The sequence below is a fragment of the Klebsiella sp. 4_1_44FAA genome (genome assembly GCF_000238715.1).
GTDB lineage: Bacteria > Pseudomonadota > Gammaproteobacteria > Enterobacterales > Enterobacteriaceae > Klebsiella > Klebsiella pneumoniae.
Genome location: NZ_JH414815.1, coordinates 1 through 25,337 on the forward strand (window position 1 = coordinate 1; position 25,337 = coordinate 25,337).

General features: G+C 48.2%; 24 protein-coding genes. 3 read left to right on the forward strand and 21 right to left on the reverse strand.

All coding sequences use genetic code 11. From position 1 onward, the window contains the following. Window positions 1-56: 56 nt before the first annotated feature. The 6 genes from HMPREF1024_RS00825 to HMPREF1024_RS00800 all read right to left on the reverse strand — a co-directional run bounded on the left by HMPREF1024_RS00825 (window position 57) and on the right by HMPREF1024_RS00800 (window position 9,262). Entirely contained in the window at window positions 57-3,179 is a 3,123-nt protein-coding gene (locus HMPREF1024_RS00825; protein WP_009309952.1) for an HsdR family type I site-specific deoxyribonuclease, read from the reverse strand. 126 nt (window positions 3,180-3,305) lie between these two features. Next, window positions 3,306-4,532: a restriction endonuclease subunit S gene (locus tag HMPREF1024_RS00820; RefSeq protein WP_009309953.1), complete on the reverse strand. Its 1,227-nt coding sequence runs from the start codon at window positions 4,530-4,532 to the stop codon at window positions 3,306-3,308. Then, the gene (locus tag HMPREF1024_RS00815) at window positions 4,529-6,085 is read right to left on the reverse strand and encodes a type I restriction-modification system subunit M (RefSeq protein WP_009309954.1); all 1,557 of its coding nucleotides are present in this window, start codon (window positions 6,083-6,085) and stop codon (window positions 4,529-4,531) included. Before HMPREF1024_RS00815 ends, HMPREF1024_RS00820 begins: the two co-directional genes overlap by 4 nt. A 690-nt stretch (window positions 6,086-6,775) precedes the next feature. After that, complete coding sequence (locus tag HMPREF1024_RS00810) at window positions 6,776-7,210, reverse strand: regulatory protein RecX (protein WP_009309955.1); 435 nt, start codon at window positions 7,208-7,210, stop codon at window positions 6,776-6,778. Further along, on the reverse strand, window positions 7,207-8,601 hold the full coding sequence (locus HMPREF1024_RS00805; protein ID WP_009309956.1) for a DUF6880 family protein: 1,395 nt from the start codon (window positions 8,599-8,601) through the stop codon (window positions 7,207-7,209). The genes HMPREF1024_RS00810 and HMPREF1024_RS00805 overlap by 4 nt, the downstream gene beginning before the upstream one ends. A 76-nt stretch (window positions 8,602-8,677) precedes the next feature. After that, window positions 8,678-9,262, reverse strand: coding sequence for a recombinase family protein (locus tag HMPREF1024_RS00800; protein WP_009309957.1), 585 nt, complete (start codon window positions 9,260-9,262; stop codon window positions 8,678-8,680). Between the two features lie 158 nt (window positions 9,263-9,420). Between HMPREF1024_RS00800 and HMPREF1024_RS0127840 the strand changes: the two genes are divergently transcribed. The 3 genes from HMPREF1024_RS0127840 to HMPREF1024_RS00790 all read left to right on the forward strand — a co-directional run bounded on the left by HMPREF1024_RS0127840 (window position 9,421) and on the right by HMPREF1024_RS00790 (window position 11,223). Continuing rightward, window positions 9,421-10,182, forward strand: coding sequence for a SprT-like domain-containing protein (locus HMPREF1024_RS0127840; protein WP_032451463.1), 762 nt, complete (start codon window positions 9,421-9,423; stop codon window positions 10,180-10,182). Between the two features lie 119 nt (window positions 10,183-10,301). Further along, window positions 10,302-10,949, forward strand: coding sequence for a ParA family protein (locus tag HMPREF1024_RS00795; RefSeq protein WP_004178130.1), 648 nt, complete (start codon window positions 10,302-10,304; stop codon window positions 10,947-10,949). A gap of 40 nt (window positions 10,950-10,989) precedes the next feature. Beyond that, window positions 10,990-11,223, forward strand: coding sequence for a hypothetical protein (locus HMPREF1024_RS00790; protein WP_004178129.1), 234 nt, complete (start codon window positions 10,990-10,992; stop codon window positions 11,221-11,223). A 37-nt stretch (window positions 11,224-11,260) separates the two neighbouring features. Here HMPREF1024_RS00790 and HMPREF1024_RS00785 read toward each other — a convergent pair whose 3' ends face one another. The 15 genes from HMPREF1024_RS00785 to HMPREF1024_RS00725 all read right to left on the reverse strand — a co-directional run bounded on the left by HMPREF1024_RS00785 (window position 11,261) and on the right by HMPREF1024_RS00725 (window position 25,327). Further along, window positions 11,261-11,557 carry a hypothetical protein gene (locus HMPREF1024_RS00785; protein ID WP_227670696.1) on the reverse strand — a complete coding sequence of 99 codons (297 nt, stop codon included), beginning with the start codon at window positions 11,555-11,557 and terminating at the stop codon, window positions 11,261-11,263. Between the two features lie 105 nt (window positions 11,558-11,662). Further along, entirely contained in the window at window positions 11,663-12,136 is a 474-nt protein-coding gene (locus HMPREF1024_RS00780) for a thermonuclease family protein (protein ID WP_009309960.1), read from the reverse strand. A gap of 36 nt (window positions 12,137-12,172) precedes the next feature. Beyond that, window positions 12,173-12,928, reverse strand: coding sequence for a MobC family replication-relaxation protein (gene mobC / locus HMPREF1024_RS00775; protein WP_009309961.1), 756 nt, complete (start codon window positions 12,926-12,928; stop codon window positions 12,173-12,175). 8 nt (window positions 12,929-12,936) lie between these two features. Continuing rightward, window positions 12,937-14,550, reverse strand: coding sequence for a type IV secretory system conjugative DNA transfer family protein (locus tag HMPREF1024_RS00770; RefSeq protein WP_009309962.1), 1,614 nt, complete (start codon window positions 14,548-14,550; stop codon window positions 12,937-12,939). Between the two features lie 779 nt (window positions 14,551-15,329). Then, on the reverse strand, window positions 15,330-15,635 hold the full coding sequence (locus HMPREF1024_RS00765; RefSeq protein ID WP_009309963.1) for a hypothetical protein: 306 nt from the start codon (window positions 15,633-15,635) through the stop codon (window positions 15,330-15,332). Between the two features lie 33 nt (window positions 15,636-15,668). Then, window positions 15,669-15,974, reverse strand: coding sequence for a conjugal transfer protein (locus HMPREF1024_RS29665; RefSeq protein ID WP_071986602.1), 306 nt, complete (start codon window positions 15,972-15,974; stop codon window positions 15,669-15,671). Window positions 15,975-16,000: 26 nt separating this feature from the next. Beyond that, window positions 16,001-16,408: a cag pathogenicity island Cag12 family protein gene (locus tag HMPREF1024_RS29670; RefSeq protein ID WP_071986603.1), complete on the reverse strand. Its 408-nt coding sequence runs from the start codon at window positions 16,406-16,408 to the stop codon at window positions 16,001-16,003. After that, window positions 16,405-17,430 (reverse strand): P-type DNA transfer ATPase VirB11, encoded by a 1,026-nt coding sequence (gene virB11, locus HMPREF1024_RS00760; RefSeq protein WP_009309964.1) that lies wholly within the window; start codon window positions 17,428-17,430, stop codon window positions 16,405-16,407. The genes HMPREF1024_RS29670 and virB11 overlap by 4 nt, the downstream gene beginning before the upstream one ends. Then, on the reverse strand, window positions 17,420-18,688 hold the full coding sequence (gene virB10, locus HMPREF1024_RS00755; RefSeq protein ID WP_009309965.1) for a VirB10/TraB/TrbI family type IV secretion system protein: 1,269 nt from the start codon (window positions 18,686-18,688) through the stop codon (window positions 17,420-17,422). Before virB10 ends, virB11 begins: the two co-directional genes overlap by 11 nt. 43 nt (window positions 18,689-18,731) lie before the next feature. Further along, window positions 18,732-19,640 (reverse strand): P-type conjugative transfer protein VirB9, encoded by a 909-nt coding sequence (gene virB9, locus HMPREF1024_RS00750; protein ID WP_074195926.1) that lies wholly within the window; start codon window positions 19,638-19,640, stop codon window positions 18,732-18,734. Continuing rightward, on the reverse strand, window positions 19,637-20,320 hold the full coding sequence (locus HMPREF1024_RS00745; RefSeq protein ID WP_009309967.1) for a type IV secretion system protein: 684 nt from the start codon (window positions 20,318-20,320) through the stop codon (window positions 19,637-19,639). The genes virB9 and HMPREF1024_RS00745 overlap by 4 nt, the downstream gene beginning before the upstream one ends. Before the next feature lie 221 nt (window positions 20,321-20,541). After that, entirely contained in the window at window positions 20,542-21,618 is a 1,077-nt protein-coding gene (locus HMPREF1024_RS00735) for a type IV secretion system protein (protein ID WP_009309968.1), read from the reverse strand. A gap of 11 nt (window positions 21,619-21,629) precedes the next feature. Continuing rightward, complete coding sequence (locus tag HMPREF1024_RS29675) at window positions 21,630-21,857, reverse strand: EexN family lipoprotein (protein ID WP_004178109.1); 228 nt, start codon at window positions 21,855-21,857, stop codon at window positions 21,630-21,632. A gap of 9 nt (window positions 21,858-21,866) precedes the next feature. Further along, window positions 21,867-22,571, reverse strand: a complete 705-nt coding sequence (locus HMPREF1024_RS00730) for a type IV secretion system protein (protein WP_009309969.1) — start codon at window positions 22,569-22,571, stop codon at window positions 21,867-21,869. A 17-nt stretch (window positions 22,572-22,588) separates the two neighbouring features. Next, window positions 22,589-25,327, reverse strand: coding sequence for a VirB3 family type IV secretion system protein (locus tag HMPREF1024_RS00725; RefSeq protein ID WP_009309970.1), 2,739 nt, complete (start codon window positions 25,325-25,327; stop codon window positions 22,589-22,591). Window positions 25,328-25,337: the final 10 nt, after the last annotated feature.

Consider the following 25,337-nt stretch of genomic DNA (forward strand, 5'->3'; position numbering starts at 1 on the left):
CTTGCAGAGAGAAGCCCTGAGAACAAAATCAGGAGGCCGAAGCCTCCTGTGTGATATCAGACGCTTCCACCGACACCTTTGAACTTATCGATAAAGGCGGACACCTTCTGAAAAACCGTTTTTTTCTTGGTTTTGTATTGCGGGTTTAGCGGACTGAGTTTAGGCAGGGTCTCATTCAGTGCCGTGCCGTTTTCCGTGGCGTATTCACGCTTGAGAGAGTTTCTGATGTAGCGCCGGGCAGCCTCCTCATTCAGGCTCTCTTCTTTGATTAAGGCGTCGGCCTCGCGCTGCTGAGCCTGTTGTGCAAAGGTATAGAAAGCTTCAATGACGCCCTCTTTATCCGGTATGTCATCGAGACTGGTCTGCTCGATAAAATCAACCATCAGCCCCTCTTTCGCACGGTTCCCCAGACTGGCGCGGATTAAGCGTTTAACTTCCTCTTTCAGGGTCTCTTTATCCGTACTCTTTTGATGATGCTCGTAAATCAGCCCCAGAATGTAATCGAGGTTAATCTCCTGAGACTTCAGCAAATCCACCTCAAAGACCACATCATCCCAGTCAACGGTGTTTTTGTCTTTGGTGTTTGCATCACGCTCACGGCGCTGCCACTCACGGATATCGTTGTAGCTGGAGCGATAGTCCTGAATTTTACGCTCAGCGGGTAAGCGTACAGTCTGGAGCACAGCGAAAGCCTCATCATCCAGATAGTGCCCGGCTTTAAACGCCTCCACGGCTACCGGGTCACTGAGGTCAACAGTTTGCAGCGCTTTCAGCGTGGTAAACTCATCGTAGTTTTGCAGTATGTTCTCTACCCGAAGATATTCCCCGAACAGCTTAACGAAGGCTTTTTTCTCTTTTTCGGACTCAATGTCTGCGGGTTTCGGGAAACGCGTCTCCAGCTCGCTCACGATATCTGTGAAGCCACGTCGCGCCTCTCCGGTAAGCGTGTCCGTGAAGCCTTCCATGTACTCGTCATAACTTTTTTCCATCACCACGCTTCGGGTATTGCTCTTCCCGAACAGGGTAATGGCATCCACTGTGGCCTGTTCTAAATCACGGAAGGTGACAATATTCCCGAAGGTTTTGGTGGCGTTATAAATCCGGTTAGTGCGGGAGAATGCCTGCATCAGGCCGTGGTAGCGCAGGTTCTTGTCCACAAACAGGGTATTGAGTGTCGGGGCATCAAATCCGGTCAGGAACATCCCGACCACAATCAGCAGGTCTACTTCCTGCTTTTTGACGCGCTCAGAGAGGTCACGATAGTAGTTCTGGAAGTTGTTGCCATCAGTACTATGGTTAACCTTAAACATGGCATTGTAGTCACCGATAGCCGATTCCAGAAACTCCCGCGCACTGCTGTTCATCGCCGTGACATCAAACCCTTCATCATTGATATCACCGACCGCGTCCTGCTCTTCATTGGCGGCAAAGGAGAAGATGGTCGCCACCTTCAGAGGCTTGTAGTTCTTATCCTGTTCAACAGCCGACTGCTGTATGATCCTGAACGCTTCATAGTAGGCTTTGGCTGCATCCACACTGCTGACGGCAAACATGGCATTGAAGCCTGTTGCACCGGAGAAAGCCCGGTGTGTTTTTTGACGGAAATTCTTCAGGATGTAATGCGTGACTTCGCTAATCCGCATCGGATGCAGCAAAGCGTGTTTATTCTCGGCGGCGCTGAGTTTCTTTTCGTCTGTTTCCGTTTCCAGCTCTTTGAACTGCGGGCGAACGTCGTTGTAATCGACTTTAAACTTGAGCACCTTTTCATCACGAATAGCATCGGTGATGATGTAAGAGTGTAGTTCTGCCCCGAATACGCTGGCGGTGTCTTCATCCCCTAAGGCATTTTTACCGACAAATATCGGCGTACCGGTAAAGCCAAACTGATAGAAACGTTTGAATTTCTTTTTCAGGTTCTTCTGGGCTTCACCGAACTGACTGCGGTGACACTCATCGAAGATAAAGACCACCTGTTGCTGATAGACCGGTAAATCTGCTTCACCTTTCATCAGGTTGTTCAGCTTCTGGATAGTGGTGACAATGATTTTGTTGTCATCTTTCTCCAGATTACGCTTCAGTCCAGCGGTGCTGTCAGAGCCGTTGACGCTGTCAGGCGAGAAACGCTGGTACTCCTTCATGGTCTGGTAATCAAGGTCTTTACGGTCAACCACAAAGAAGACTTTATCAATGAAATCCAGTTCAGTTGCCAGCCTTGCGGCTTTAAAGCTGGTTAAGGTTTTACCACTACCTGTGGTGTGCCAGATGAAACCGCCCCCCTCTCTGGAGCTCCATTTTTTTGCCTGATAAGCCCCGTTGATTTTCCACAAAATCCGCTCTGTCGCTGCTATCTGGTAGGGACGCATAATCAGCAGATTGTTGCTGACATCAAACACGGTGTAGTTGAACAGAACATTGAGTAAGGTGTGTTTCTGGAAGAAGGTGGCGGTAAAGTCTTTAAGGTCTTTAATCAGGGTGTTATCAGATCGTGCCCAGTTCATGGTGAAATCAAAGCTGTTTTTATCCCGCTTTGTGGTATTGGCAAAGTAACGGGTATCGGTTCCGTTTGAAATCACGAAGAGCTGCAAATATTTGAACAGGGAGTTCTCGGTATTAAAGCTCTCTTTGCTGTAGCGGTGTATCTGATTGAAGGCTTCCCGAATCGCCACGCCCCGCTTTTTCAGTTCGATTTGCACCAGAGGTAAGCCGTTAACCAGCACCGTGACATCATAGCGATTGGCATGGCTGCCGGTTTGCTCAAACTGCTGGATAACCTGCACCTTGTTACGGACAAGGTTTTTCTTGTCAATCAGGTAGATGTTTTCCAGTCGTCCGTCATCGAAGGTAAAGTCACAGATGTAATCGGTGTGAATTTTACGGGTCTTATCGACTATCGTATCGCTCGGATTATCCAGATACTGCTCGGTAAAACGTCGCCATTCGCCTTCGTTAAACACCACCTGATTCAGTGTCTGAAGTTGCACCCTGACATTCGCCAGCATCGCCGACTGGGAGGTTAAATCAGGCACAAACTCATAGCCCTGATTACGCAAGTCCTGAATCAGCTCGCGCTCTAACTCCGACTCACTCTGGTAGCGGTCACCGGCTTCCCATTCTGTAACGTATTTATCCAGCACGATGAAGTTATTGGATTCGGCGATGGTTCTGGTCTGCTGTGTCATACTGCTTCCTGCTGTCGTTATTCTGCGAAGGATGAAACGGTAATGCCCTTACGGTGTGAACATTGGGCGATAGCTATGCGAACAGCCCTGCCAGCCAGATGTTCTCTCTGGCAGGAGCCTTTTATATCAGTTTGTTACGGCTTCAGGCTTTGGAAAACTGAACAGCAAGTCCCGGTAGTATTCGTATTGCTTCTGGCGAAGCTCGATTTCACGTGGTAAGCCTTCGTTGATTGAGTTCGTCAGTGAGTCAAATTTATCCAAAATCCTGACGATTTCAGACTGTATGGCGAGGGACTTTTCCGGGTTGTTGGGACAAGGGATGGGGATTGTTACTTTACTAATGTCACCTAAATTAATTTTAATTGGGACGGCAGTTGTAAGTGTTCTTTTGTACAACTCCGCCTTACCAAAACCACTTTCGATAAAATGAAAAATGAACTTTGGAAGTACCGCGAAGCGATTGGCTCGAATTAAAGCTAGAGTTACGTAGTATGCCAAAGGCTCGTCATTATCAACAATGGCGCAAGTCCCAATATCACCAATTCTCGTCATGAAAATATCATGTTTGCAGGGTTTCATTTTATATTTTGCAAAATCATCTGCTGATATAAACTTATCTGTTCCGTATATGTTTTTTATATTCTGCACACTAACAAAAGGAATGCCAGATTCTGTATACTTTGGCGTTTGATGTGTGCCATCACATATATCTGCTAATTCGCCTAACGCCTTCCACTCTACTTCACCCTCCTTAAAACTCAGCAACTGGTCACGATAGTAGTTGTACTGTTTTTTGCGAGCGGTAAGCTCAGCGGTAAGCTCAGCGGTAAGCTCAGCGGTAAGGGCGGTAAATTTATCCAGAATCCTGACGATTTCTGACTGGATGGCGAGGGATTTTTCAGGACTGTTGGGGCAAGGAATGGGGATTGTAATATCCTTTAACATTGGCTTTGTTAGTTGAGGTATTCCCGTTTTAGGTACTTTATAATCACCTTCAATCATTTTCATGAAATGATAAGCATACTTCAAATTCAATTGGGTTCTTGGCGTTAGAACTAACAAGCGGATTATAGGGAAAAATGGAGTTTCTCTATAACTGGTCCATCCAATCGTTCCTCTTGCGGATATGGTTAGACTTGGCGAGTGAATTTTTGCCGTATCTGTCCAACCATATAGAGATTTAGTACCAATTCCATTCGATAATATAGGAATGCTGTATTCAGCAGTTTGGACATCAGAAAATGAGTCTTTTGGCACGTCACCTCCCGCAAATATGTCGAACACATCACCTAATGTAACCCATTCAACCTCAGCCCCATCCAGCAGTTTTTCCAGATAACTCAGCTCGCTCATGCCTGTACCTCGCTACCTTCAATCTCAGCAACAATCGCATCAATATCAGTACGAAGCTGGTCTATTCTGGTGACGGTCTTTTTCAGCTCAGCATTCAGTTCGGCTATGTTGACGATTTCGCGGGTATCTTTGGCTTCCACGTAGCTACTGACAGACAGGTTGTAATCATTAGCTGCAATAGCTTCAGCAGTAACAGATTTAGCCAGATAGTCTGCATCGGCTTTACTGTCGAACACCGCCATAATCTGTTCTATATGGGCATCGGTAAGAACGTTGTTGTTGGTCTCTTTCTTAAACAGACTGCTGGCATCGATAAACTGTACTTTGGTGTCGGCCTTATGCTTTGACAGCACCAGAATATTCACCGCAATCGTGGTGCCGAAGAACAGGTTAGGCGCTAATGAAATCACGGTTTCAACGTAGTTATTGTCTACCAGATACTGACGAATTTTCTGCTCTGCACCACCGCGATAGAAAATGCCGGGGAAGCAGACAATAGCGGCGCGCCCCTTGGATGACAGGTAGTTAAGCGCATGGAGAACAAAAGCAAAATCAGCCTTGGATTTCGGTGCCAGGACGCCAGCCGGTGCAAAACGGTCATCGTTAATCAGCGTGGGGTCATCGCTGCCAATCCACTTCACAGAGTAAGGCGGGTTAGAAACGATAGCATCAAACGGCTTGTCATCTTTGAACTCAGGAGCCAGTAAGGTGTTACCCAGCTTGATATTGAACTTGTCGTAGTTGATGTTGTGCAGGAACATGTTCATACGAGCCAGGTTAAAGGTCGTATGGTTAATCTCCTGCCCGAAAAAGCCGTCTTCGATGATGTGGTTATCAAAGTGTTTCTTTGCCTGAAGCAGTAATGAACCTGAACCTGCTGCCGGGTCATAAATTTTATTGACGGAGGTCTGCCCGTGCATCGCAAGCTGAGCAATCAGTTTAGAAACATGCTGAGGCGTAAAGAACTCACCGCCAGACTTACCGGCATTAGCCGCATAGTTGGAAATCAGGAACTCGTAAGCATCCCCGAACAGGTCAATCTGATGCTTGTCAAAGTTACCGAGCTTTAACCCTTCCACGCCTTTCAGAACGGCGGCCAGACGGCTGTTCTTGTCTTTAACCGTATTACCCAGTCGGTTACTGGTGGTATCAAAGTCAGCAAACAGACCTTTAATGTCGGGTTCAGACGGATAACCATAAGCTGAACTCTCAATCGCCACAAAGATACTGTTCAGGTCAGCGTTCAGGCGGTCATTGGTGTTGGCTTTCGCTGCCACGTTACTGAACAACTGACTGGGGTAGATAAAGTAACCCTTGGTTCTGACAGCATCATCCTTCGAGTCATCCGGTATGACGCTATCATCCATCTTTTCGTAGTTAACGCTTTCATCGCCAGCGTTCATATAACTGGCAAAGTTTTCACTGATAAAACGATAGAACAGCGCCCCTAACACGTATTGCTTAAAATCCCATCCATCCACGGAGCCGCGGACATCATTGGCAATCGCCCATATCTGGCGGTGTAACTCGGCACGTTGTTGCAAACTGGTCATCTTCATTCCTGTAAAGACAGACTGACCGTCATCATGGCAAAACATACAAAAAAATCAGCGGTTTCAGTGGTCAGTCTGCGGCTGATTGGCTTTTAGAAATTATACGATATTCGCTGCCCAAAAACAGATTTTGTCGGTTTCGTCGCATGAATTTTAATTAAGGAGAGGCCTCTGTGTGACAGTTAACAGTCCATCACTCATCTTTTCCTTTTGTACAATGTATGTGCAATTGTAGGTGAGTGCCCCTGATTTTTGCTGGAGGTGATCAAGTGATTTGCGAACAATGCCCAAGTGAAATGCGAAAGGGGGTCCAGATCAAGTGCGATTACGCAATTAGCGCTGTTTTCTCGCTTCAAGGCGTCATTTGTATACGTGATATCAGGTCAAACTGGCCGATACCGCATGGTTAATTTTTTGTTAAGAACCTCGGAAGTTTTAACAAATTTAACATCTTTCCATTTCCCCCGCCTTTCCCTACGAACCGTCGATAATATCACTTTCTATAATTATATAATAATATGACTTCGGTCACGGTGTGGATTGCCGCCAAACCCTACAATTGTATTGTGCAATACAATTCTTATGGAGATAGTGTTATGTCCGATATCAAACCCGCAATTAGGGGTAATGGGAGCGAAGCTACAATATGACGACATTTGTCTCGGATGGCGCTCCGACAGCAAACCATGCTCAGCTTAACGCCTCAAATATCATGTCCATCGAAAACCCCTTGTACTGGAGGTAGCGGATCTGTTTGTTTTTTTCTTTGGCTTCTGATGCCACCGCATCACCAAATTTACTGACTTTCAGTTCCCTTGCCATGGCATACCAGTCCACATCCACTTTCTCCAGCATCTGCTCGACCAACTCCGGAGAAAAACCTTTTTGCCTGATCTCCTGCTTGATTCTGGCCGGGCCATGTTTTTTTCGAACATGTTTATCAATCATGTGCGTTATCAGTCGGTTATCATCCAGATAACCACACTCAACCAGCCTCGACAACGCCTTGTCGATCTTTTCTCTGTTTTCCGTCATCTTACTCAGTGTCCGGGCCAACTCACCGGATGCGTAATCCCGCTTTGCCAGTAGTGACACCGTGTGGTCATACAGTTCCTGTGATGTCATGAGGCATCTCCGTTATAACGGATACCGTCCTTTCCTACTGATAATCCTTTGATTTTATCTGCCATCAACGGCCAGAGTGCGGTTTTACGTTTATGTTGTTCGTAGAGCGTTCTGAGGTAGTCCTCTGTTTCCGGAAGCTGAGGGCAATCTTCCAGACCTTCGCCGTAATCGATGGCTTTTTTCATGTCTGAGGCGGCATAGCTGTAATACTTGCTTTTTGATTGCTGAATGTTGTCCTCCACCAAAAAGCGACGCAACAGGGTCGCCGTATGCGCATAGCCGTGTTTATACAGGGTGCTGGATAATGTCCGTAAAAATGAATGGGTGATATAAGCCAGCGAGTCGGTGAGGTTGTTTTTTGGCATGGCCATAATACAGGCGTCGATTAAATCATACCGTTCGATGTCTGACGCAAAGCAGACATACGGCGCTACCCCTGTATCTTTTGCTATTTTCAGGAATGCAGGGCTGTGATCGACATCTTTTTCAGCGGCTTTTGTGTACAGATGATAAAAACGTGTATCGCATTGAAAAGTGAATGCTGTAATACAGTGGGCTTTCGCTTCCTCTTTTCTCCCTTCTTCAATCAGGGCCTGAATGAAGAGTTCATTCCATATTATGTTATCTGTGATCTCCTCATCGTCAATCCGCTGGCTGTTTAATACAGCGAGTGCATCGTCGGACCGCAGGTCTTCCATAAGTAATCTGACATAATCAAAATAATGGGTGGAATGGCAAAATTCATCGTTTTTAAACGCCATCGTCAGAAAATCAAGGTCTTTTATTATCATGCTGAGACCAAGAGCTTCCCGGAGGGATTGTTTTTGATAATACATATCACGGATTACCCGTAAAATATCCGTGCCGAGTAATGTCCGGTATTTTTTAAATATCTCAATTCCAAAATAGAATTCTCTTTCAACAACGGTGAATATTTTTTTAGCAATGGATACTGGATCGTTGTTTTTTTGTGCTTCCAGTGATTTCATCCACGCATCCAACAGAATGGTATAGTAGCTCATCCAGCTTCCGCTGGAAGTGTCCACGTTCCCGGTGAATTTTTCGAACTCAAGCATCATTTTTACGCTCAGACTTTCCGCTTGCTCGGGGAGCTCGTGGGCGATACCCACAAGGGGGTTCGCTATACTGCGTGTCAGCTCGTCAAAAAAGGCATCGGCATCATAGTAATCATAAAAACGTTTGCTTTTGGCTCGTCTGGCATACTCCTTCTCGACGGCTTTAAGTACCTCTGCTGCCGATAGCAGATACCCATTCACCAGTGTGGTCCTGGCCTGCTTATTATCCTGTATCAGGTCATAAATAATATTGACCAGCACGTCATGACTCATCTCTGAAAGCTGTGCGGTTTGTTTTTTTGTTAACGGTGCCATGAAGCTCCTCCTGAGGCTGGCTGTATGAAACATCTGGGCCTGTTATTTGCCCCGTCAGGCTATAAAATCATCCGGATTAACAGGATGAACTTGCCGCCTTTATTCTGTGAATAGTTTGCCGCGTCGTACTGAACTGACGGGCAACAGCACTGATGCTGTCTCCGGCTTTCAGACGGATGATCACCGCCTGCCGTTGTTCTTCATTCAATGCAGGTGGACGCCCGAAGCGTTTTCCTGCTGCCTTTGCCCTGGCAATACCAGAATGAGTACGTTCAAGAAGCAAGTCACGTTCGAATTCGGCCACCGCCGAAATCACCTGCATGGTCATTTTCCCCGCCGGGCTGGTAAGATCAACACCGCCCAGCGCCAGGCAGTGAACCCGAATGTCTGACTTTGCCAGCTGTTCCACGGTCTTTCGTACGTCCATCGCATTGCGTCCCAGACGGTCAAGTTTGGTGACAATCAGTACGTCGCCATTTTCCATACGGTCAAGTAGTCTGGCGAAACCGGGGCGTTCGCTGGCGGCCACTGAACCGCTGATATGTTCTTCGACCAGTCGCTGAGGTCTGACGGCAAAACCGGCGGCTTCAATTTCCCGGCGCTGGTTTTCAGTGGTCTGTTCCAGGGTGGATACACGGCAGTAAGCAAAAACTCGTGACATGGCATAATTTTATGTACGAAATAGATGTACGAATTATAACGCATGTACGAAACTAATTTCACTAAGTTTTGGACAGGTACTGTAAGCAGTGTACGAAAACGCTCGCTTTCGGATATCAGCAAATGTCGTGAAATTGCGCGTTCGCTCCCGTTGGGCCAATTAAGGCATACAGTGAGCTTCAACAGGCTTATGACTGGTTCAATCTTTCCCTCTTTGATAAGGCTCTGCCGGATCTGCTGATTACGTTACAGCGCGGTCGTAACACCTTTGGTTATTTCGCGCCTGAACGCTTCACAGGGGAATCCAGCGTATCGGAGCTGGCGATGAATCCCGATTACTTCGGTGGCCGTTCGCTGGCCGATACTCTGTCAACACTGGTGCATGAAATGGTGCACGTGTGGCAGCATTACGCCCCCGTTAAAAAATGCCGGGGCGGCTATCATGATCGTGTATGGGGCGCGAAGATGGAGGAAGTCGGGCTTATGCCATCAAATACCGGCTTACCTGGCGGGAAAAAGAACGGGCAGCAGATGACGCACTACATTATCCGTGGTGGCCGCTTTCAGAAAGCCGTGTATGACCTGCTTAAAAATGGCTTCTCTATCTCCTGGTATGACCGCTGGTCTGACGGAGCAATCGTTACCTCAAAGATTAACAGCGATATCATCGATGACTGGCTGGCCGTCACCGATGAAAACGATACTGACCTTATCAATCGGCTATCACTGACCGTCAGCAAATCCCGCCCGGAACTCATTCCAGACGATGACGATCTCAGCGTAATGATCAAACCGCCAGTAAAGGGTACTGGCACCCGCATGAAATTTACCTGCCCGGAATGTGGGCTGAACGCATGGGCGAAACCCTCCGCTGTATTGCTTTGCGGTGAGTGTCGATGTGAGCTTATGGCGGCAGAATAAAAAAAATGTATAAACCTATAATTATATTGTTATAGGTTTATATTTACTCTTTTGTGTGTCTGCGCTACACTCAAACCAAATCTATATTTTTCTATAAAAATATTTTAATAGGGGGTTTCATGACCGCTGTTATCGCGCTGGCTAACGGGAAAGGTGGGGTGAAAAAGTCCTCGATGTCACGGGCTATCGCCACCGAGTATACAAAGGCAGGATGGGGGGTTCTTGGGCTGGATATGGATATCGATCAGGGGTCTTTCCTGGACTGGGGGCAACGTAGGTTGCGGAATGGTTTTGAACCTCCGGTGACAATTCAGGGATGCGGAACGGTTTCACAGGCGAAGAAACAGATTGAATCCGGGCAATGGGATTTGATTGTCATCGACAGTGCGGCGTATGCCACGAAATCGTTACTCAGCCTGATTGATATTGTCGATTTGCTGGTACTGCCGACAGGGTTTAGCGTGGACGATCTACGAACGACCGTTACGACCGTAAACGCGCTGCGTAACAAAGGACATTCGACAGATAAAATGGCGGTGGTGTTTGCGGGAGTAAGTGAAAGTGAGAGTGAATATCGCGCGGCGCTGGAATACCTGCAACCCTGCGGCGTTCCCGTTATTCCGGGCGCTATTCCTTTTCTGACATCGTTCAGCCAGGCGCAGGATAAAGGGCTTGCTCTTACGGAGTCGCCTTTCCCTGGCCCACGGCAGAAAGCTGATGATGTTGTGCAGGGTGTGATCGACCGACTGACAACGCTTACGCAGTAGTATATAATAATATAATTATATTTATCTATGAGGTGATATTATGGCGAACGTCCCAGCAAAACCGCGCAATACCAAAGGTGAGCCGCCAAGCCAGGCGGACACGGAACACGGCTTTAATCCTACCCGGAAAAGTGCTGATGGCCGTAAGGCACAGCTTAACTTATACATTGATATGGAGCTGAAACGTGAGTTCCGCTCCATTGCTGCGGCCAACGATATGAAACATGGGGAGCTGTTCGAGGCGTACCAGGAATTCTGGAAAAAACATCATTAAGTCACCCGGTATCCCGGCCACTGGCCGGGTGATACCATCACTGAACGTAGCCCTGCCACTTATCCAGGATTCTTTTTTCCAGATCGACGTACAACCCGCCTCTGACCAGGAAACCGACCAGGGCAATAGCTATCAATGCAACGATGGCTTTAGCGCATCCCTCAGTAAACGATTCCGGCAGGTTTTGGCCTGAGTGCTGCATGATGAGGCCGAGTCCGAAATACGTAAGAAAGGTACAAACAAAGCCAATCATCCCGATTCTGGCGATCCATTCCGCCACTTTGAATGACCAGTATTTCAACGGCATCTCCCGTTTAATGTCACGAATAACCATAGTGTCTATCTTATGGGTCAGTGACTGAAATTTAGCGAATATCATAAGTCCCTCGTCCGTCTAAAAATTAACCTTACCATATCAGGATTATATAAAAATATAATCCTATTTATTCTGTTTGCGCCACTTCCACGGCTCCACTGGATCAGATGACGACCACAGCCCGATTCTATGCCGTCTGGCTTCTTCTTCAAGGCGTAGCATTGTTTCGTCACTGGCACGGCCATGATATCGATAAGCCCACGCCATACCCGCTTTAACCTGTTCTGCGTTGATATCGATACCGTCAATCATCAATGTTCCCAGCCAGCGGCCATAGCGATCTGTATTGTTGGCTATGACCTCCGTTTGTTTCTGGACGGCCAGCTTTAACAGGTTCTGCTTCGAGCGCTGGCCGAACGGTTGCCCCGATTCCGGGGCATCGATACCGTTAAGGCGAACTTTCACCATTTTGCCATCGGTGAGTACCTGGACAGTATCACCATCGACGACCCGAACAACACGGCCAGAAAAGTCAGCCAGGCAAAGGGCGGGGAAAAGCAGGGGCAGAAACACAAGCAAACGAGATCGGCATTTCATTTGTTACACCTTATAAAAATAGATTTATATAAATAATCACTGGCCGCCGCTGGCGGCTGCTTGCTCCAGTTCATCAATAGTGCGGAAAAGAAACATTTCGCGGTTCTTCGCGTCGAACGGCACCGGAACGTTGTTCCTCATTACCGTTTTGATGGAGTCAAACAGCCGGATTAACGATGTTTTGGTTTTGTCATCCGGCATGACATACATCGCGTAGTGCCAGCGTCCGGCATCGCTGGCCGCCAGATGGCTGTTAATGATGTTGATATAGCGTGCGCGGGTTTTCATTGAGCGCTCAGTTTCGACGGCGACGATTGCGCCGCTATCTAGCGTGATAATCCCGTCAGGACGATGGCGAACGCCAGGATAACGCGCAATAAACTCCCCCCGATCACCATTAAGCCAGCCTTGCCCGCCTTTCTCTTCCAGTGCAATTCTGACCCGATGATTCAGGAGCCGGTGTTCCAGTGTCCAGTATTTGAGTTTCCCCGGCTCAAAATAACCGGGGAATACTTTATCATCGGGTTTAACCACCATTGCCAGCCCTTGCATGGTGATCCCCCATAGTGATTTTTTTCCGGCTATTACCGGGTATTCATGTTTTATCAGAAACCCCAATGCAACCGCTTTATTCAGTAGCGCATACGTTGGGCGGTGACTTTTACCCTTGAACCCAATAACTTTTTTCAGCGTTTTAAAATCGGAGTATGTTTCTTCTTTAAGGAATGTCAGCAATGCAAGCATTTTTCTGTTTGCAGCTTCTTTCCTTTCTGCAACGTTATGAATAAGCATTTCAGTCCTCACAGATTGATTGATGGTTTATGTTCCTGACTTTCATTTTTTTCTGGTGTGGCTTGTTTATACTCAAATGAAAGAAGTTCGATGTTTTCTTTTTTGACCTGAACCTGAAACATCTTTGTAGCTCTTGGTAGTTCGGTTGACGTAAATACAAAACCAACTTTTTCAGGGAGATTTAAAAACATATTACTGTCAACATAGTAACTTTCTGCCTGTCTTATCATTCGGTCTGTATCCACTTTTTCCGTCAATGATAAATCAGTCCGTACTTTTCTCATTTCATCATCGACCAGGATGGAGCCTGTCATTTTGGCCGCCCATTCTGCAGTTTCGGGGTTCTGGATTTTATAAATTAATTTGAATTTGGCGTTTTCAATGATAGCGCCAATAACTGAATCACCATTTAAATCAGACGGGCAGTCACGCAGATCGTCTATCGCCTGAAAAGCCATAAATATATGCACTCCTTTATCTCGTGCCGTTCCAAGTCCTTCAAGAGCAGGGCGAGAAAGATGATATTTCAACTCGTCGAGGAAAATAGCAACAGTACGCGGAGTGCTGTTTATTCTGTCCCTGGTCTCTGCTATTTGTATCAGCCGGGTCAGAATCATTCTTTGTGCGGAAATAATCTTTTGATTTCGCGTTGAACCAATAATGTAGCAACAACCACCGTCATCAAAAACCTCTTTTAATGAAAATCCATTTTTGGCATTAATTGAGTTAACTAAAGCAATTTCTTCCAGCTCGCCACAAAATGCGGGAACATCTTCACGTAATGACTGAACAAAGTCAGCGTTAAATAATTCTTCCAGTTGTTCATGAGAGATATCAGCCAGTAAATCAAGCTGGAAATTTAGCTTGTTTAAATTTATAAGTGTGAATTTCTTGCCTGCTTTTTTACATGCTTCCCTAAGTACGTGTGGTGCCCATTCATCATCTTTTGGATCTTCTACAAAAACAGCCTCGCCTAAAAGAATAGCCTGATAAAGTAGAACGGTCGCAGTTACGCCTTTCCCGGAACCTGTTGTGCCGATAATTGCTGCGTGTTGGGTTTTAAATTCTTTTATGGTTATGTATTGCGGCTGGTCATCTTTGTTTAAGCCAATAAAAACACCTTTCTTTAAATCAATGTAATCGAGTGGATTGTATTCTATGCTGTCGGGTAATAACTCTTTTACTTTGCGTACATCCGTTCTGGTATTTCTCTCCAGCTTGCTTTTCTTAATCATTCGATGCTTTAGGTTGTCAATTTCTCCAGCTAAAAGTCGTCGGGCTGCAATATGAAATATTAATCCTGCTGCCGTAAATATTATGGTCATGATCCATAGCGGAACTCTAAACAGTATGTTGTTGTCGAGTGACTTAAAAAAGTAGCTTAACCCCTGAATAGTTAGCGGTGATATGGTGCCGAATATAAAAAAGAAAATGGACACACACGCCACCGACTTTAACCAGAACGGGGCGTTCTTTCTTTCCTCGCGGGGAAGGTGGAATATAAAAGGTAATGTAAGACCTGCGAGCAGGGATAATATGACAGGGCTGTTTTGCAGCCATAACAGAAAAAAGGAAAATGCATCGGCAAAGGCATTCAGCCTTTGCATCAGGTGGGAATCCATATCTATTTTCTCCATACGAAAACTGACGTGTTGGGCGCAAAAGATGGGAGCAGCTTATAGGAGCGCAACCACGCTCCCATGCGATGCTCCCATAATATGCTCCGATGAATAGGCAAAAGGCGCTGATCGCCGGTGGCGATCAAGCCCGTTATCCGTGCTTTCAGAATACAGCCGACCAGTGGTCATCTGTCCTCTGAAACGCCCGAATGACGGGCAACGGCGTGTGCCATTACGTTCGGGCTGGACGCCCTCACTGCATGACACATGGGGGTAATGTCCCGGCTGGACGCCGAGCCAAAACCCCCAGGGTCAAAGGCGGCACACCGTCTTGCGCTACGCGCGACCAACCCCTTTAAGACGCTGCGTTTAGCCTATTTTTCCTCGCAAGCTCGAAAAAATCGGAACGCTGCTTTAAAGGGGTTGGTCGCGCCTAATCGGTAATATCCCCCGCTGGGGCGGGTTATATTACCTGGCTGCGACGGTGTGCGGGGCAAGCCCCCCACAAAAAACGGCACGTGGGCGTGCCTTTTTGCTCGCTGGGGCGGCAAAATTTTTGCGGCTCCCCCCGGCCTGCTCAATTCGCTGTGGGCGAATGTTCGCAGGTGGGCGCGGTTCCTGAAAATTAGCAATTTCTTCGAAATTGAATTTTCTTTCCGCGTACCACTTCATTATTTTTCGTCTTAACAATTTCTTCGCAATTGAAGCCAAAAATAATGAAGCCTTAAAATCCCGCCGCCTGTTAGTCTGCGTATTGTACAATACACTTTTGTTTTGTGTGATTACATCTGCTCGCGGTATATTTCAGCTCTGCACTCCCTTTCGGCTTCCAGTGCTTCACTGTAGGACACATCATCAATTTTCGTGCCTTTACTTTCTGCGTACCTCATTAATTTATTTGCGTCGGCTTCATTAAGTTCTGAAAGATGATCGCGCAAAAGACCTATAAAACAGCTTTCGTATATTTCATAATACAGCCCACAACCTCTGTGGGCTTCTTTTGATAACGTGTCATATACCAGGGCTACAGATATTCTGTCCTGATTTTTTGAGTGTATATTCTTAATGAATAAATCTTCGTTTATCATTTCGAACCTCTCATATCAAAATGGATATGTCAGTTATCCTTTCACTCTGCCAAATTTTGAAAGGATTTTGCTTATTGATGCAGGGTCTGCGGCTTTACATTCGCCTAAAAATTCTTTTCGCATATCGAATGTTTTACCCGGATTAAAACGATGGTGTTTTTTAAAAGCGTTGATTTTAAAAAATGCGCGTTCTGCTGAACTGCATTCACTCCCACCACTATTACCCGTTGCTTTTCCGTACATGCAAAGAACAACTTCGCATGGGTCAGCGGCAAATGAATAAATCGGCGTTCCTGCGGTCAGGCATAATACAGCCGCCGTGATAACGGTTTTTCTCATGGTAAATCCTTATTAGATTGTGTTGATTAAATGGATTGGCGAGAGAAATAAATAGTGGTTTCTCTGCATGTCAGACAATTAAGGACGGGCTGGTATTCAATAACACCTTTTGCGCCATTCTGGCGAAGCCAGTTTTTAGCATTAAAGAAATCAGTACCGGATTGTGCAGTGACGACAATTCGTGTTGAATGGGCGGCTGCGTAAAATACTGCTGGAGTCCATATTGTATCGTGGAAACTTTGTGCGCTGATTGATGATGTCCATTTACCGTTAACTGTCGGGGAAGGGACTATAACGTTATTGTCACTCCATTGCGGTAAACTGGTATTTAATGGCTCAGCGGCTTTATCCCACTCTACAGGAACGGGAGGCGGTGGCGATGAACATCCTGTAACTATTGCTGCCAACATAATGACTTTAATTTTCTTTATCATGCTTTCATTTCCTCAAAATACTGGTTTCGATGAATTGGACGGAAATAGATGTCATTCATACGGCGGACATTTCCGTCTAAATCAATGCTCACAATCACGTCCAGGCTATCCAGAACCTTACGTAACATAAATGTATAGGGGAGCTGGGCGCACTGTGGATTTTCATAGCAACGGGTAATAAACCCATCTATAGCTTCTTTCGCTGATCCTGCGTGAATGGAGGTCATACTCCCTTCATGCCCGGAACTTGTTATTTTAAGGAAGTCCCAGGCTTCCGCACCGCGAACCTCTGTTAATAAAATGCGATCAGGATTCATACGGTAATTCCAGCGTAAAAGGCTCGCCGGGGTAACGATAGACCCTTTTTCATCTGATGATTCTGACGGATAAAAAAGATGGACGTAGTTTTTATGAATAAAGAACGTGATTTCCGGGTTGTCCTCAATGGTTGATATCCGAAGATGTACCGGAATATAACCTATCAACATTTTCATGTAGGTAGTTTTCCCGGTGCTGGTTTCTCCGGCGACCGCGAGTGTTTTACCGTACTCAACGCATTTCTCCATAAACAGAGGAATATTTTTTGTATTGTACAATGCAATTAATTCCTCATCGTGCGTCTCCGTTTTTTCCTCGCCTGTTACCCGGTTATAAAATCCCGCATCAATATACGCCTGGTGCGGGATTTGTACCTTTGATGGCTTACGGATGGTAATAGACACCGTATCGCGCTCACAGGCCGGAGGAACAATCACCTGGCACCGTTCGCCGGATTCCAGCGTAGCTGACAGCCCCGGCTTAATATCTTCGATATTGTCGCCGTGGTGCTTTGCCAGGCACCGGGCAAAGTTGTAGCAATCCTCATAGGACAAAGGAACGGCGTGTTGCTCCCATACGCCGTTGATTTTGGTATACAGCTCACCGGGACGGTTGACGGCGATCTCCGTCAGGCCGGGAAGCTCCAGAAAGTCGCCAAAGAAACGCTGTTTATAGCGGTCGAGGGAAATATTCTTAGCGGTCATTTTTCAACCTCAGTGTATAGATGTTGGAAAAATCAATATCCTCACCTGTGATCAGGTTGATGATCTCGCCCTGATTCTTATAGAGCGTTGGGGGAATATTGATGCTGTTCTCCAGCGTAGTACGCGCCATATCAGCCATAGCCTGGCGGCTGTTTTCCGTATAGTCCGTATTGCGGTCTTTTTTACCCGCGCTATTGGATGCCCATGCGCCAATATCGGGGATCATGCCGACCATTAACGCGCCGCCGAACCGTTCCCAAAAGTGCGAATCTATCCAGCCATCAACGCCAGCCTCGCCCAGCTCGCCAGCCGCGCTGGTATCAACCAACGGGATATCGAGATAAGGCGGCTGGCGGGTGCGTAGCTTCGTTGCAATGATGAATGCCCGCCCTTGCCCGTGCTTCATACCTTCTTCTGCTATGGCGCGGTAAAGTAATGATGCTGTGGTGCCTTTCTCTATCAGCTTCGTGTTGCCGCTGGCGCTCCAGATGTCAGTAGTGACCGTGCAGCGAAGTTTCCCCGCCCGGTCAGATACAAAGCGGTGATCCAGTGAGCAGGGGATCGAGGTATTTTCCGGGATGTACAGGTCAGGGTTATAGGGTATCCGCCGTACTGGCGCTGGGTTTTGCCCCGGTGACGGTGCGGCGGTATTTTGCGGCTGACCGGGAGGTGTGGCCGCGCTGCTGTCCTGTTGTCCGGTGGTTGTTGCCGATCTCAGCGTCATTTCCTGCTGCCGGGTTTTTACCTGGTTCTGTGTGGTGGCCGAACCGTCACGGCGAATTAGGAAGCTGGCTTTATTGAGTTCTGGCGGGGCGGTCGGTGCCGCCTGCCCTGTTCCCGCCGTGCTGGTCTGGCCGTTGTTCTGCTGCTCTGGCTCTTCTTCGGCTGTATCGGTGGACATACCGAGATCGTTACGCTGTCGGTAATCGCTTTTGTTCGTCTGCGGGGCTGTGTCCTGTTTCTTTTCTTCCGTGGGCTGCCACAGGATATTGCGATAAACCCAGTTACCGCCCCATGCCAGGAAAATAAGCGCGACCGCGACAATGGCAAGAAAGGCGGTTGCTTTGCCCCGTTTACGCTTTTTCAGCTTGTTAACGGCGGGTTGTACCGGGTCTTTCTCTTCGTCGTCCTGCGCATTGATAAGCTCTGCCTCCCTTTTAGCGCGGGCTTCCCGCTCAAGCGTGGCAATATCATCCTCAGCGTGTGCCGGGGACGCCTGCGCTTCATCCGGCACAGGCACTTTGTTTTCGTCGTTCATATGCGCGTTTCCTTTTATAAAAATATAAAACTATTTTTATAGGTTACCTGGATTCCGGTTTTTCCACTCTTTCCACCTGCCGGGATACGGTGGAACCATCGGCGGCGTGTACCTTGCCAAATCCGCTATTTTCCAGACCCACAACAGCATTACCGGAACGCAGTACCAGGCGTGGCGTCACCTCCTGAATCACCAGTACGGTGAAGTCGCCTTTCTTCTGGATACTGCTGTTAACCACATGCTCTTTGCCGTTCAGCTCTTTGGTGACGGAAGGAATGGACTTAGACGGGGAGAAGCCCACGAACGTAAAGCGACCATCGTCGTAAGCAAAATCGGGAACAATGTTGAGACTGCCTTTGCCCGGATATTGGGTGTAACTCCAGTTGCGGGGCGTCTGCGCCGAGTTCAGCGCTTTCTGGACGCTGGCCTGCTGCTGCTTCTGCTCCCACTCGCGCTGTCTGGCCGTCGCCTCCCGACTGGCTTTGTCCCGTTCTTCGCCCGGATAGCGATAGCTCACCTGGAAAGCCGGTTGCTGCGTTGATTTATCGTCAATGACGTTCAGCTCGACGTTGTACAGGCGCTTACTGGTGACAACCAGCATGTTGGTATGCCAATCCCGGCTGTTCGGGGGGATCACGACCTGCGTTGTGTTGCCATCCTCTCCGGGCGCTCCCTGCGTGAGCGCTACCGGGCGAACGTTGACCCGGTTTGCATCCGGCGTGGCTTCCCACGCCTCATCAAAGCCGGGTTTGGCGCTTATGACCGCCTCATCGTTATCAAAGACCAGAGTTGTCATAAAGCCGGGTTTGGTGTTAACGACGGTGACGTTCTGCGGGTTATAGATAACCTGCTGCACGCGGGAGTCATAGCGGCTTGCCTGCGGTATGGCCGCACCCCATGCCGCGCTGCACATCATCAATGCCAGTGCGGTAAACGTTAACTTTTTCATCATTCACCTCCCCGGATTTCGCGGTCGGTCTGCCAACTGGTGACGGTAAAGCCGAAGTAGTTGATCTCGCGTTCCGCATCGCTCATTTCCTTGTCAGGGTCAGAATGGAACGTGAACCGGGCATCCCAATATTCGTTGCGGGTGCTGTTATCAGCCAGACGGCGGATAATCTTCTTGTAGCGGATGGTGGCGACCCTATCAGGGGCTGTCGCATCGGTGATCTGGTTGGACAAGATCTCCACTTTCACGGTGTGCGCCCCGTTCTTATAAGCCTTGTCAGGGGCGTTTTTTCCGGCGTAAAGCGCCAGATAGTCATCGTTTACCTGGGGAGCGTTGTAGACCTGTACCGTCTCGTAGTCGTCCTGCAAAGAGGGGTAGACATACCGCTCACGTACTTTGACGTAGTTTGCGGCCATCGCTTTTTGATAGGCTTCTGTTGCGGTCAGGCTGGTTTTCGATGTCCGGGTAACGTGTTCCACCCGTCCCGTGTGGTTATCCACGGTATACAGCTCGACGTCCGTCTGTTTCAGTGGCAACATCACGACCACGGCGACGAGCGCCAGTACCGCAATCAGCAGACCCACGCCGCCAACAACAAAACCGGCTTTCGTGGCGCGTTTATCCCGCTCAATCATTTGCTGCTCAAAGGTGCGGGATTCAGCAATTAATTTCTGTTCACTCATGACTGTTTAACTCCGCCATAATTTGAGGGGTGTTTACGGGTTCTCCCTTACCGCTAAAGGCAGAGGGAGGCGTGTTCTGGGCGCAGCCAGAAAGCGCGCACAGCAAAGCCAGCGCAATCAAGCGTTTCATCAATGATTTCCTCAACTGAATTAGAAATATGAAAATATAATTATATTTTCATAGGTTGGTATTTCGGGGGGATGGGCTGGAGACGTCTGGCCTAGCTGTTGAACTTCTTAACCGCGGATTCTCTCGACTGTGCCAGCCTCCGCGCTTCGTTCCGGGCTATCATCTGCTCAATCGCGTATTTACGCGCTTTAGACGCGTTATAGCCTAATTCACCTCCGGGCTTGCCGGGCTTACCTGCATTTGCATCCTTCCAGCCCTGAATGTTGTCCTGGGCGGAACGTTTGGTTTCTTTAACTGCTCCCCCGGCCAGCTTCCCGGCACCAAAAGCAGCAGCACCGATACCTACAGCGGCCAGCCCCTGCATGGATACGGTAGCACTTGCCCCGGCCAGTGCTGCGGCTACTTTAGCGGAGATATACACCAGTATTGCGGCGCAGATACCAGCCAAACAGACCTGTGCACCTAGTTCCACAATATTTGACTGTGCAGCTCCGGCTTGAGATTGGGCTAATATTTTAGTCATAAAGTTTATGACTATTCTTAATGATAATGCTGAAAATAGAACGGTTAATATCGCTGCAAATATATTTTGCAACCAGTTATTAAACATTGGTCGCAAAAAACCATACATAAGGCAAAAAATAAAAATAGGCGCAGTGATGCTAAGAAGTAAGATCATTATCTCAGCGACCATCGAAACAAAAGCTGTTAAAACCATAAGAATGAATATCCCAAGCCATACATAAAATTGAGCGGTCATCCCTTCATCTTTTACATATGTGGAATTATCCATATCGTGTAATGTTTTTCCCAAAACTTTTGCCTTATCCCATAAGGTATCTAGCATTTGCCAGATATTGTCGCCTCCAGAAAAACCCTCCTTTAAACCGTTGATGGCATCAATCACGCCATCAAGGTAGCCACTGACGTTAGCCACGAACGACAGGATGATCGCCATCCGCATGATGTCCCACATCGTGTCTTCCATAGGCGTAGATAGCTTACCAGCCAAAGTCTGGTATCCACGCCACATGATGTAGATGGTGGCTGACGAAGCGGCCAGCCCCATAACCATTGATGAATGTTCCATCATCAACCCACTGGTAGATTGAGTTATCCCACCAATTAGCTGTTTATCTATAAATTCAAATGTACCGAGTTCGGCCATAAAGAACCTCTCTAATCATGGAATTTTAGCGTTGGTGCGTTTAATTGCTGTATTTGATAATGGGCTTCATTTGCGTTTTTGCAGTTTTCAGAAGCGTCTCCGCTTTTTTGACATTTTTCATAAACAACTTTTAATTCATCAGGATGATCACGATACCATTTCGTTGTTTTCGCTTCTTCCTTGCATCCTGAAATAATGGCTACAAGTGAAAGGGCAACGATGGCAATAATTTTATTCATAATCTTTCCTTACTCATGAAATTTTAAAGTTGGCGCGTTTAACTGCTGCTGATTCCACTGTTTAACACGCTCCGCCTCAAGCGCATTTTCGCGCTTCTCTGCTGCTTTCACGCTCATTTCCCATTGGGTGGTAAGCGTGTTTAACATGACAGATTTTAGCTGAATACTGTTTGCAAGGTCTTGAGATTCTTTCGAATCTTTGGCTAACGCTACCCTGTTGGAGAGGCTGTTGATTTCCCCCAGGGTCTGGCTTACCTGATTCTGAACCTCGTCGGTTTGCTCAAGCTGGATAGCCTTGTTGATGACCTGCTGCTTGCATACGTTGGCATAACTCCCCGATTGTGCCGTGTTGCAGGTGTCGAAAATTTTATACTTCTCGTACAACGCATCGAACTGCCCGGAGGAACCGCCGGAGAGAAGCAAATCATTCAGTGCCTGTCCGGGTTTACGCAGCTTTTCAAGGTCAGCTTTCAGGCCTTTGGCCTGATCTACAAAATCAGCAATATCACGAACGCCAGTGGCCGTCGCCAGTTGGTCTTTATATGCCTGTATTTGTGACTGGTAGTGTCTGGCTGTTTCCATCCAGCGCTTTAACTCCTGCGCCCACTGCACGTCCCGCATAGGGTCAGCATCAACAGCGACGGGAATACCAGCATGAGCCAGTGGGCTTGCAATGACGCAAGCCAGAATAAGAGTACGAAAGCGAGTTTTCATCGTGTATCTCCTTTGGTTCAGAGCGCTTTAGCCAGGTAGGTATCGAGCCATTCATGAGGCTGCATTCCTTCCCGGTAAATCGATTCGAATATTTCGAGGTTGGGGGCATCGCCGCTCATGACTTTGGTGTATCTGCCGATACCCGACAGGTCGAGCGTGACACGAGCGGCAAAACGTTTGGTATCGCCGCGCTTGAACTGATTTTTCACCACAACATACTGGCGGGCTTGCGGGTCAAGCCCTTTCACCACGTCGAACACTTCCGGCTCGAACTTCATACCGTCAACATAGTGTGCGCGGTCGGCGTTGGGGTTCGCCGCCAGAATCTGTGTCCCGCACTGCTCAATCACTGCCGGGGCGATATCATCTTTGATGATCTCTGCCGGGGATTGAGTACCGACGACCAGCATCCCGTTCAGCTTACGGATGGTTTTCAGCTTGTTATAAGCAAAGTCCTTAAACACCGGGTCGCGTAACCACTTCCAGAATTCATCCATGAAAATGACCAGGCGTCGCCCGTCAAGCAGGCTGGTAATGCGGTACAGCAGATAAAACGAGATTGGCGCACATACGCTTGCGTCGTCCAGGAACTCCGTTCCGTCGATGCCGAAGTTATCGCAGTTGCTGATATCGAACGTGTCAGACTCGTTATCAAACACCCAGCCGAACTCACCGCCCTGCGCCCACTGTGACAACCGAATGCTAAGGCCGTTTTCCTGGGCTTCTTTCGTAGCCGGCTCAGGTAAATTCTCCAGCATTCGGGTAATGCCGTAGACGCGATATTGCGGCTCGTCATTCATCACAGCATTAACCGCATCACTCAGACGACGCTCATCGCGTGGAGAGATCGTCGAGCCGTTGCGGGTACAAAGGATTTTCATCAGTTGCTTGATGAAATTGATATTGCGTTTGGTTGCTGGCAACGAGAAGGGATTCCACCCTGTAGGCTCACCACTGATAACCCGATAGTAACGGCCACCCAGCGCCCGGATGTTCATCTCCGCGCCCCGGTCTTTATCGAGGTAAACGGTTGTCAGCCGTTTGGTTTTGGCATCCGGGGAAAAGCTATCCTCGCGCCCGTATTTCTGCTGCATGATCTCAAAGAACGTCATCAACATGGTTTTACCCGAACCGTTCGTACCGAGGATGCAGGTACTGGCCGGGTTCTTTTCGTTGAATTCGTCCTTATCTGCCAGTGTGTTATGCAGGTTGATATAGTAGCCATCGCCTGACGGGGTGCGCAGTAAAGCCATCGCATCCCCCCAGGGGGCTTTATCGCGCTTGCCCGGATAGAAATTATGGAGTGCGGCCAGCTCCACAAAGTTCTGGCTACTCAGCTCCCCTTTACGTGGCCGCAGGTTGTAGTTGCCTGGCAGTTGCGCCATATACGCCGCTGAAAGCGATATTTCTGCCGGAACAGGCGTTATCCCAATGTTGTTCAGCGCGTTACTGATTTCGTTCGTATCAGCAACCAGGCTTTCCAGCGACGGGGAATACACCATGATGGAAAAATGGTGCTTTCCGTAAGCGATTTTCCCCGATGTCAGCAGGTCAAGCGCCACATCCAGATCCAGCCGCTGGGAAACAGCATCGTCGTCGGCACTCATCAAAAGGCGACGGGTACGTTTAATGGCTTTCTTCGCTTCCTCGCGTGACATGCAGGTATAAGACTGCGTGATCACGTAATCGCAGGGCGCATAAAGAAGGGAGTCCATCATCCCCGTGGCGGTTTCTTCGGAGAACTCTTTAACCTCCAGCCCCCGGAAGTATTGCGTACCGTTGGCGTGGTTTATCTGCCCGGATTCAGCCGAAAAGAACAACGCCGCCGCTCCCATCACGTCATAGGCCGGGGTACGAGTGACGCGCACTTTTCGCCACTGGTGCGTTAACAGATATTCATAGAAAGCCAGTTGAGACGAAAACACCGCGTTTCCTTCGGTAAACGTACCGAGAGGCCGCGCACCATAGCGCGACAGCGCGGTATCGAGCGTGCTTTTTATTTCCAGCATTTCCAGCAAAGCACCGTCCAGCTCCTTTAGTTTCTGGCTGTCTTTCATCCGTTTGCGCTCTGCTTTTTCAAGGCTGACAAACGGGCGATAGCAGACCGTCAGGAACAGGCGGTTGCGCCGGAACAGACCGACAGAAGCGTAGTAAAGACGGCTAACTTCATCGGCATACGGGTTGCCGGAATCTTTATGAAGATTGTCGGTAAACGTATTGCGGTCGTTATGGATATAGAAAGTAACGGGCATACCTTCGAATGAGCGGATTAGCCCGTGTAACTGGTTCGTCCCGAACTGGAGCGACTCGTCAGACTCGCAGTCGAACGGCGTTCCCATCAATTCCCAGGTGCAGTACAGATCGCTCTTAGGGGAACGAACCACATGCTGATGAATGTGCGATGAGTACGGGATGTACTTCTTGATGGTGGCACACTGATTTAGTTTCATGGCGTCGAGAAACTCCTTGATATCAACATCATCATGCTCAACGGGCATAAATGTTGTTGCGCCAAATAAACGGTTTGCTACCGGCTTTCCCTTCGCTCTCAGCCATACGGCAATCAGATTGAACCGCATCGGTTCATTTCTGGTAAGGGACTTCATCACCAGAAATTGCACAGGAAGTAAGAACAGGAGAGCGACGGAAGTCCAGATAGCAACGATGATGGTTACACCCGTGACAGCCAGCAGGGGCACCATTGGCACCCCCCACAGCGCCGCCGGGCGTTTCATTGCCTTGAGCAGCTTTGCCATATGTTCAGCC

Bases quoted from the DNA above. Each gene is read 5' to 3' on its own strand.
- HMPREF1024_RS00770 (WP_009309962.1), bottom strand. From the start codon at position 14,550: ATGGATTCCCACCTGATGCAAAGGCTGAATGCCTTTGCCGATGCATTT.
- HMPREF1024_RS00725 (WP_009309970.1), bottom strand. From the start codon at position 25,327: ATGGCAAAGCTGCTCAAGGCAATGAAACGCCCGGCGGCGCTGTGGGGG.
- HMPREF1024_RS29665 (WP_071986602.1), bottom strand. From the start codon at position 15,974: ATGAGAAAAACCGTTATCACGGCGGCTGTATTATGCCTGACCGCAGGA.
- mobC (WP_009309961.1), bottom strand. From the start codon at position 12,928: ATGCTTATTCATAACGTTGCAGAAAGGAAAGAAGCTGCAAACAGAAAA.
- virB10 (WP_009309965.1), bottom strand. From the start codon at position 18,688: ATGAACGACGAAAACAAAGTGCCTGTGCCGGATGAAGCGCAGGCGTCC.
- HMPREF1024_RS00785 (WP_227670696.1), bottom strand. From the start codon at position 11,557: ATGGTTATTCGTGACATTAAACGGGAGATGCCGTTGAAATACTGGTCA.
- HMPREF1024_RS00780 (WP_009309960.1), bottom strand. From the start codon at position 12,136: ATGAAATGCCGATCTCGTTTGCTTGTGTTTCTGCCCCTGCTTTTCCCC.
- HMPREF1024_RS00795 (WP_004178130.1), top strand. From the start codon at position 10,302: ATGACCGCTGTTATCGCGCTGGCTAACGGGAAAGGTGGGGTGAAAAAG.
- virB11 (WP_009309964.1), bottom strand. From the start codon at position 17,430: ATGACCGCTAAGAATATTTCCCTCGACCGCTATAAACAGCGTTTCTTT.
- HMPREF1024_RS00815 (WP_009309954.1), bottom strand. From the start codon at position 6,085: ATGACCAGTTTGCAACAACGTGCCGAGTTACACCGCCAGATATGGGCG.
- HMPREF1024_RS00810 (WP_009309955.1), bottom strand. From the start codon at position 7,210: ATGACATCACAGGAACTGTATGACCACACGGTGTCACTACTGGCAAAG.
- HMPREF1024_RS00805 (WP_009309956.1), bottom strand. From the start codon at position 8,601: ATGGCACCGTTAACAAAAAAACAAACCGCACAGCTTTCAGAGATGAGT.
- HMPREF1024_RS29675 (WP_004178109.1), bottom strand. From the start codon at position 21,857: ATGAATAAAATTATTGCCATCGTTGCCCTTTCACTTGTAGCCATTATT.
- HMPREF1024_RS29670 (WP_071986603.1), bottom strand. From the start codon at position 16,408: ATGATAAAGAAAATTAAAGTCATTATGTTGGCAGCAATAGTTACAGGA.
- HMPREF1024_RS00730 (WP_009309969.1), bottom strand. From the start codon at position 22,571: ATGAAAACTCGCTTTCGTACTCTTATTCTGGCTTGCGTCATTGCAAGC.
- virB9 (WP_074195926.1), bottom strand. From the start codon at position 19,640: ATGATGAAAAAGTTAACGTTTACCGCACTGGCATTGATGATGTGCAGC.
- HMPREF1024_RS00790 (WP_004178129.1), top strand. From the start codon at position 10,990: ATGGCGAACGTCCCAGCAAAACCGCGCAATACCAAAGGTGAGCCGCCA.
- HMPREF1024_RS00735 (WP_009309968.1), bottom strand. From the start codon at position 21,618: ATGGCCGAACTCGGTACATTTGAATTTATAGATAAACAGCTAATTGGT.
- HMPREF1024_RS00820 (WP_009309953.1), bottom strand. From the start codon at position 4,532: ATGAGCGAGCTGAGTTATCTGGAAAAACTGCTGGATGGGGCTGAGGTT.
- HMPREF1024_RS00745 (WP_009309967.1), bottom strand. From the start codon at position 20,320: ATGAGTGAACAGAAATTAATTGCTGAATCCCGCACCTTTGAGCAGCAA.
- HMPREF1024_RS00825 (WP_009309952.1), bottom strand. From the start codon at position 3,179: ATGACACAGCAGACCAGAACCATCGCCGAATCCAATAACTTCATCGTG.
- HMPREF1024_RS00800 (WP_009309957.1), bottom strand. From the start codon at position 9,262: ATGTCACGAGTTTTTGCTTACTGCCGTGTATCCACCCTGGAACAGACC.
- HMPREF1024_RS00765 (WP_009309963.1), bottom strand. From the start codon at position 15,635: ATGATAAACGAAGATTTATTCATTAAGAATATACACTCAAAAAATCAG.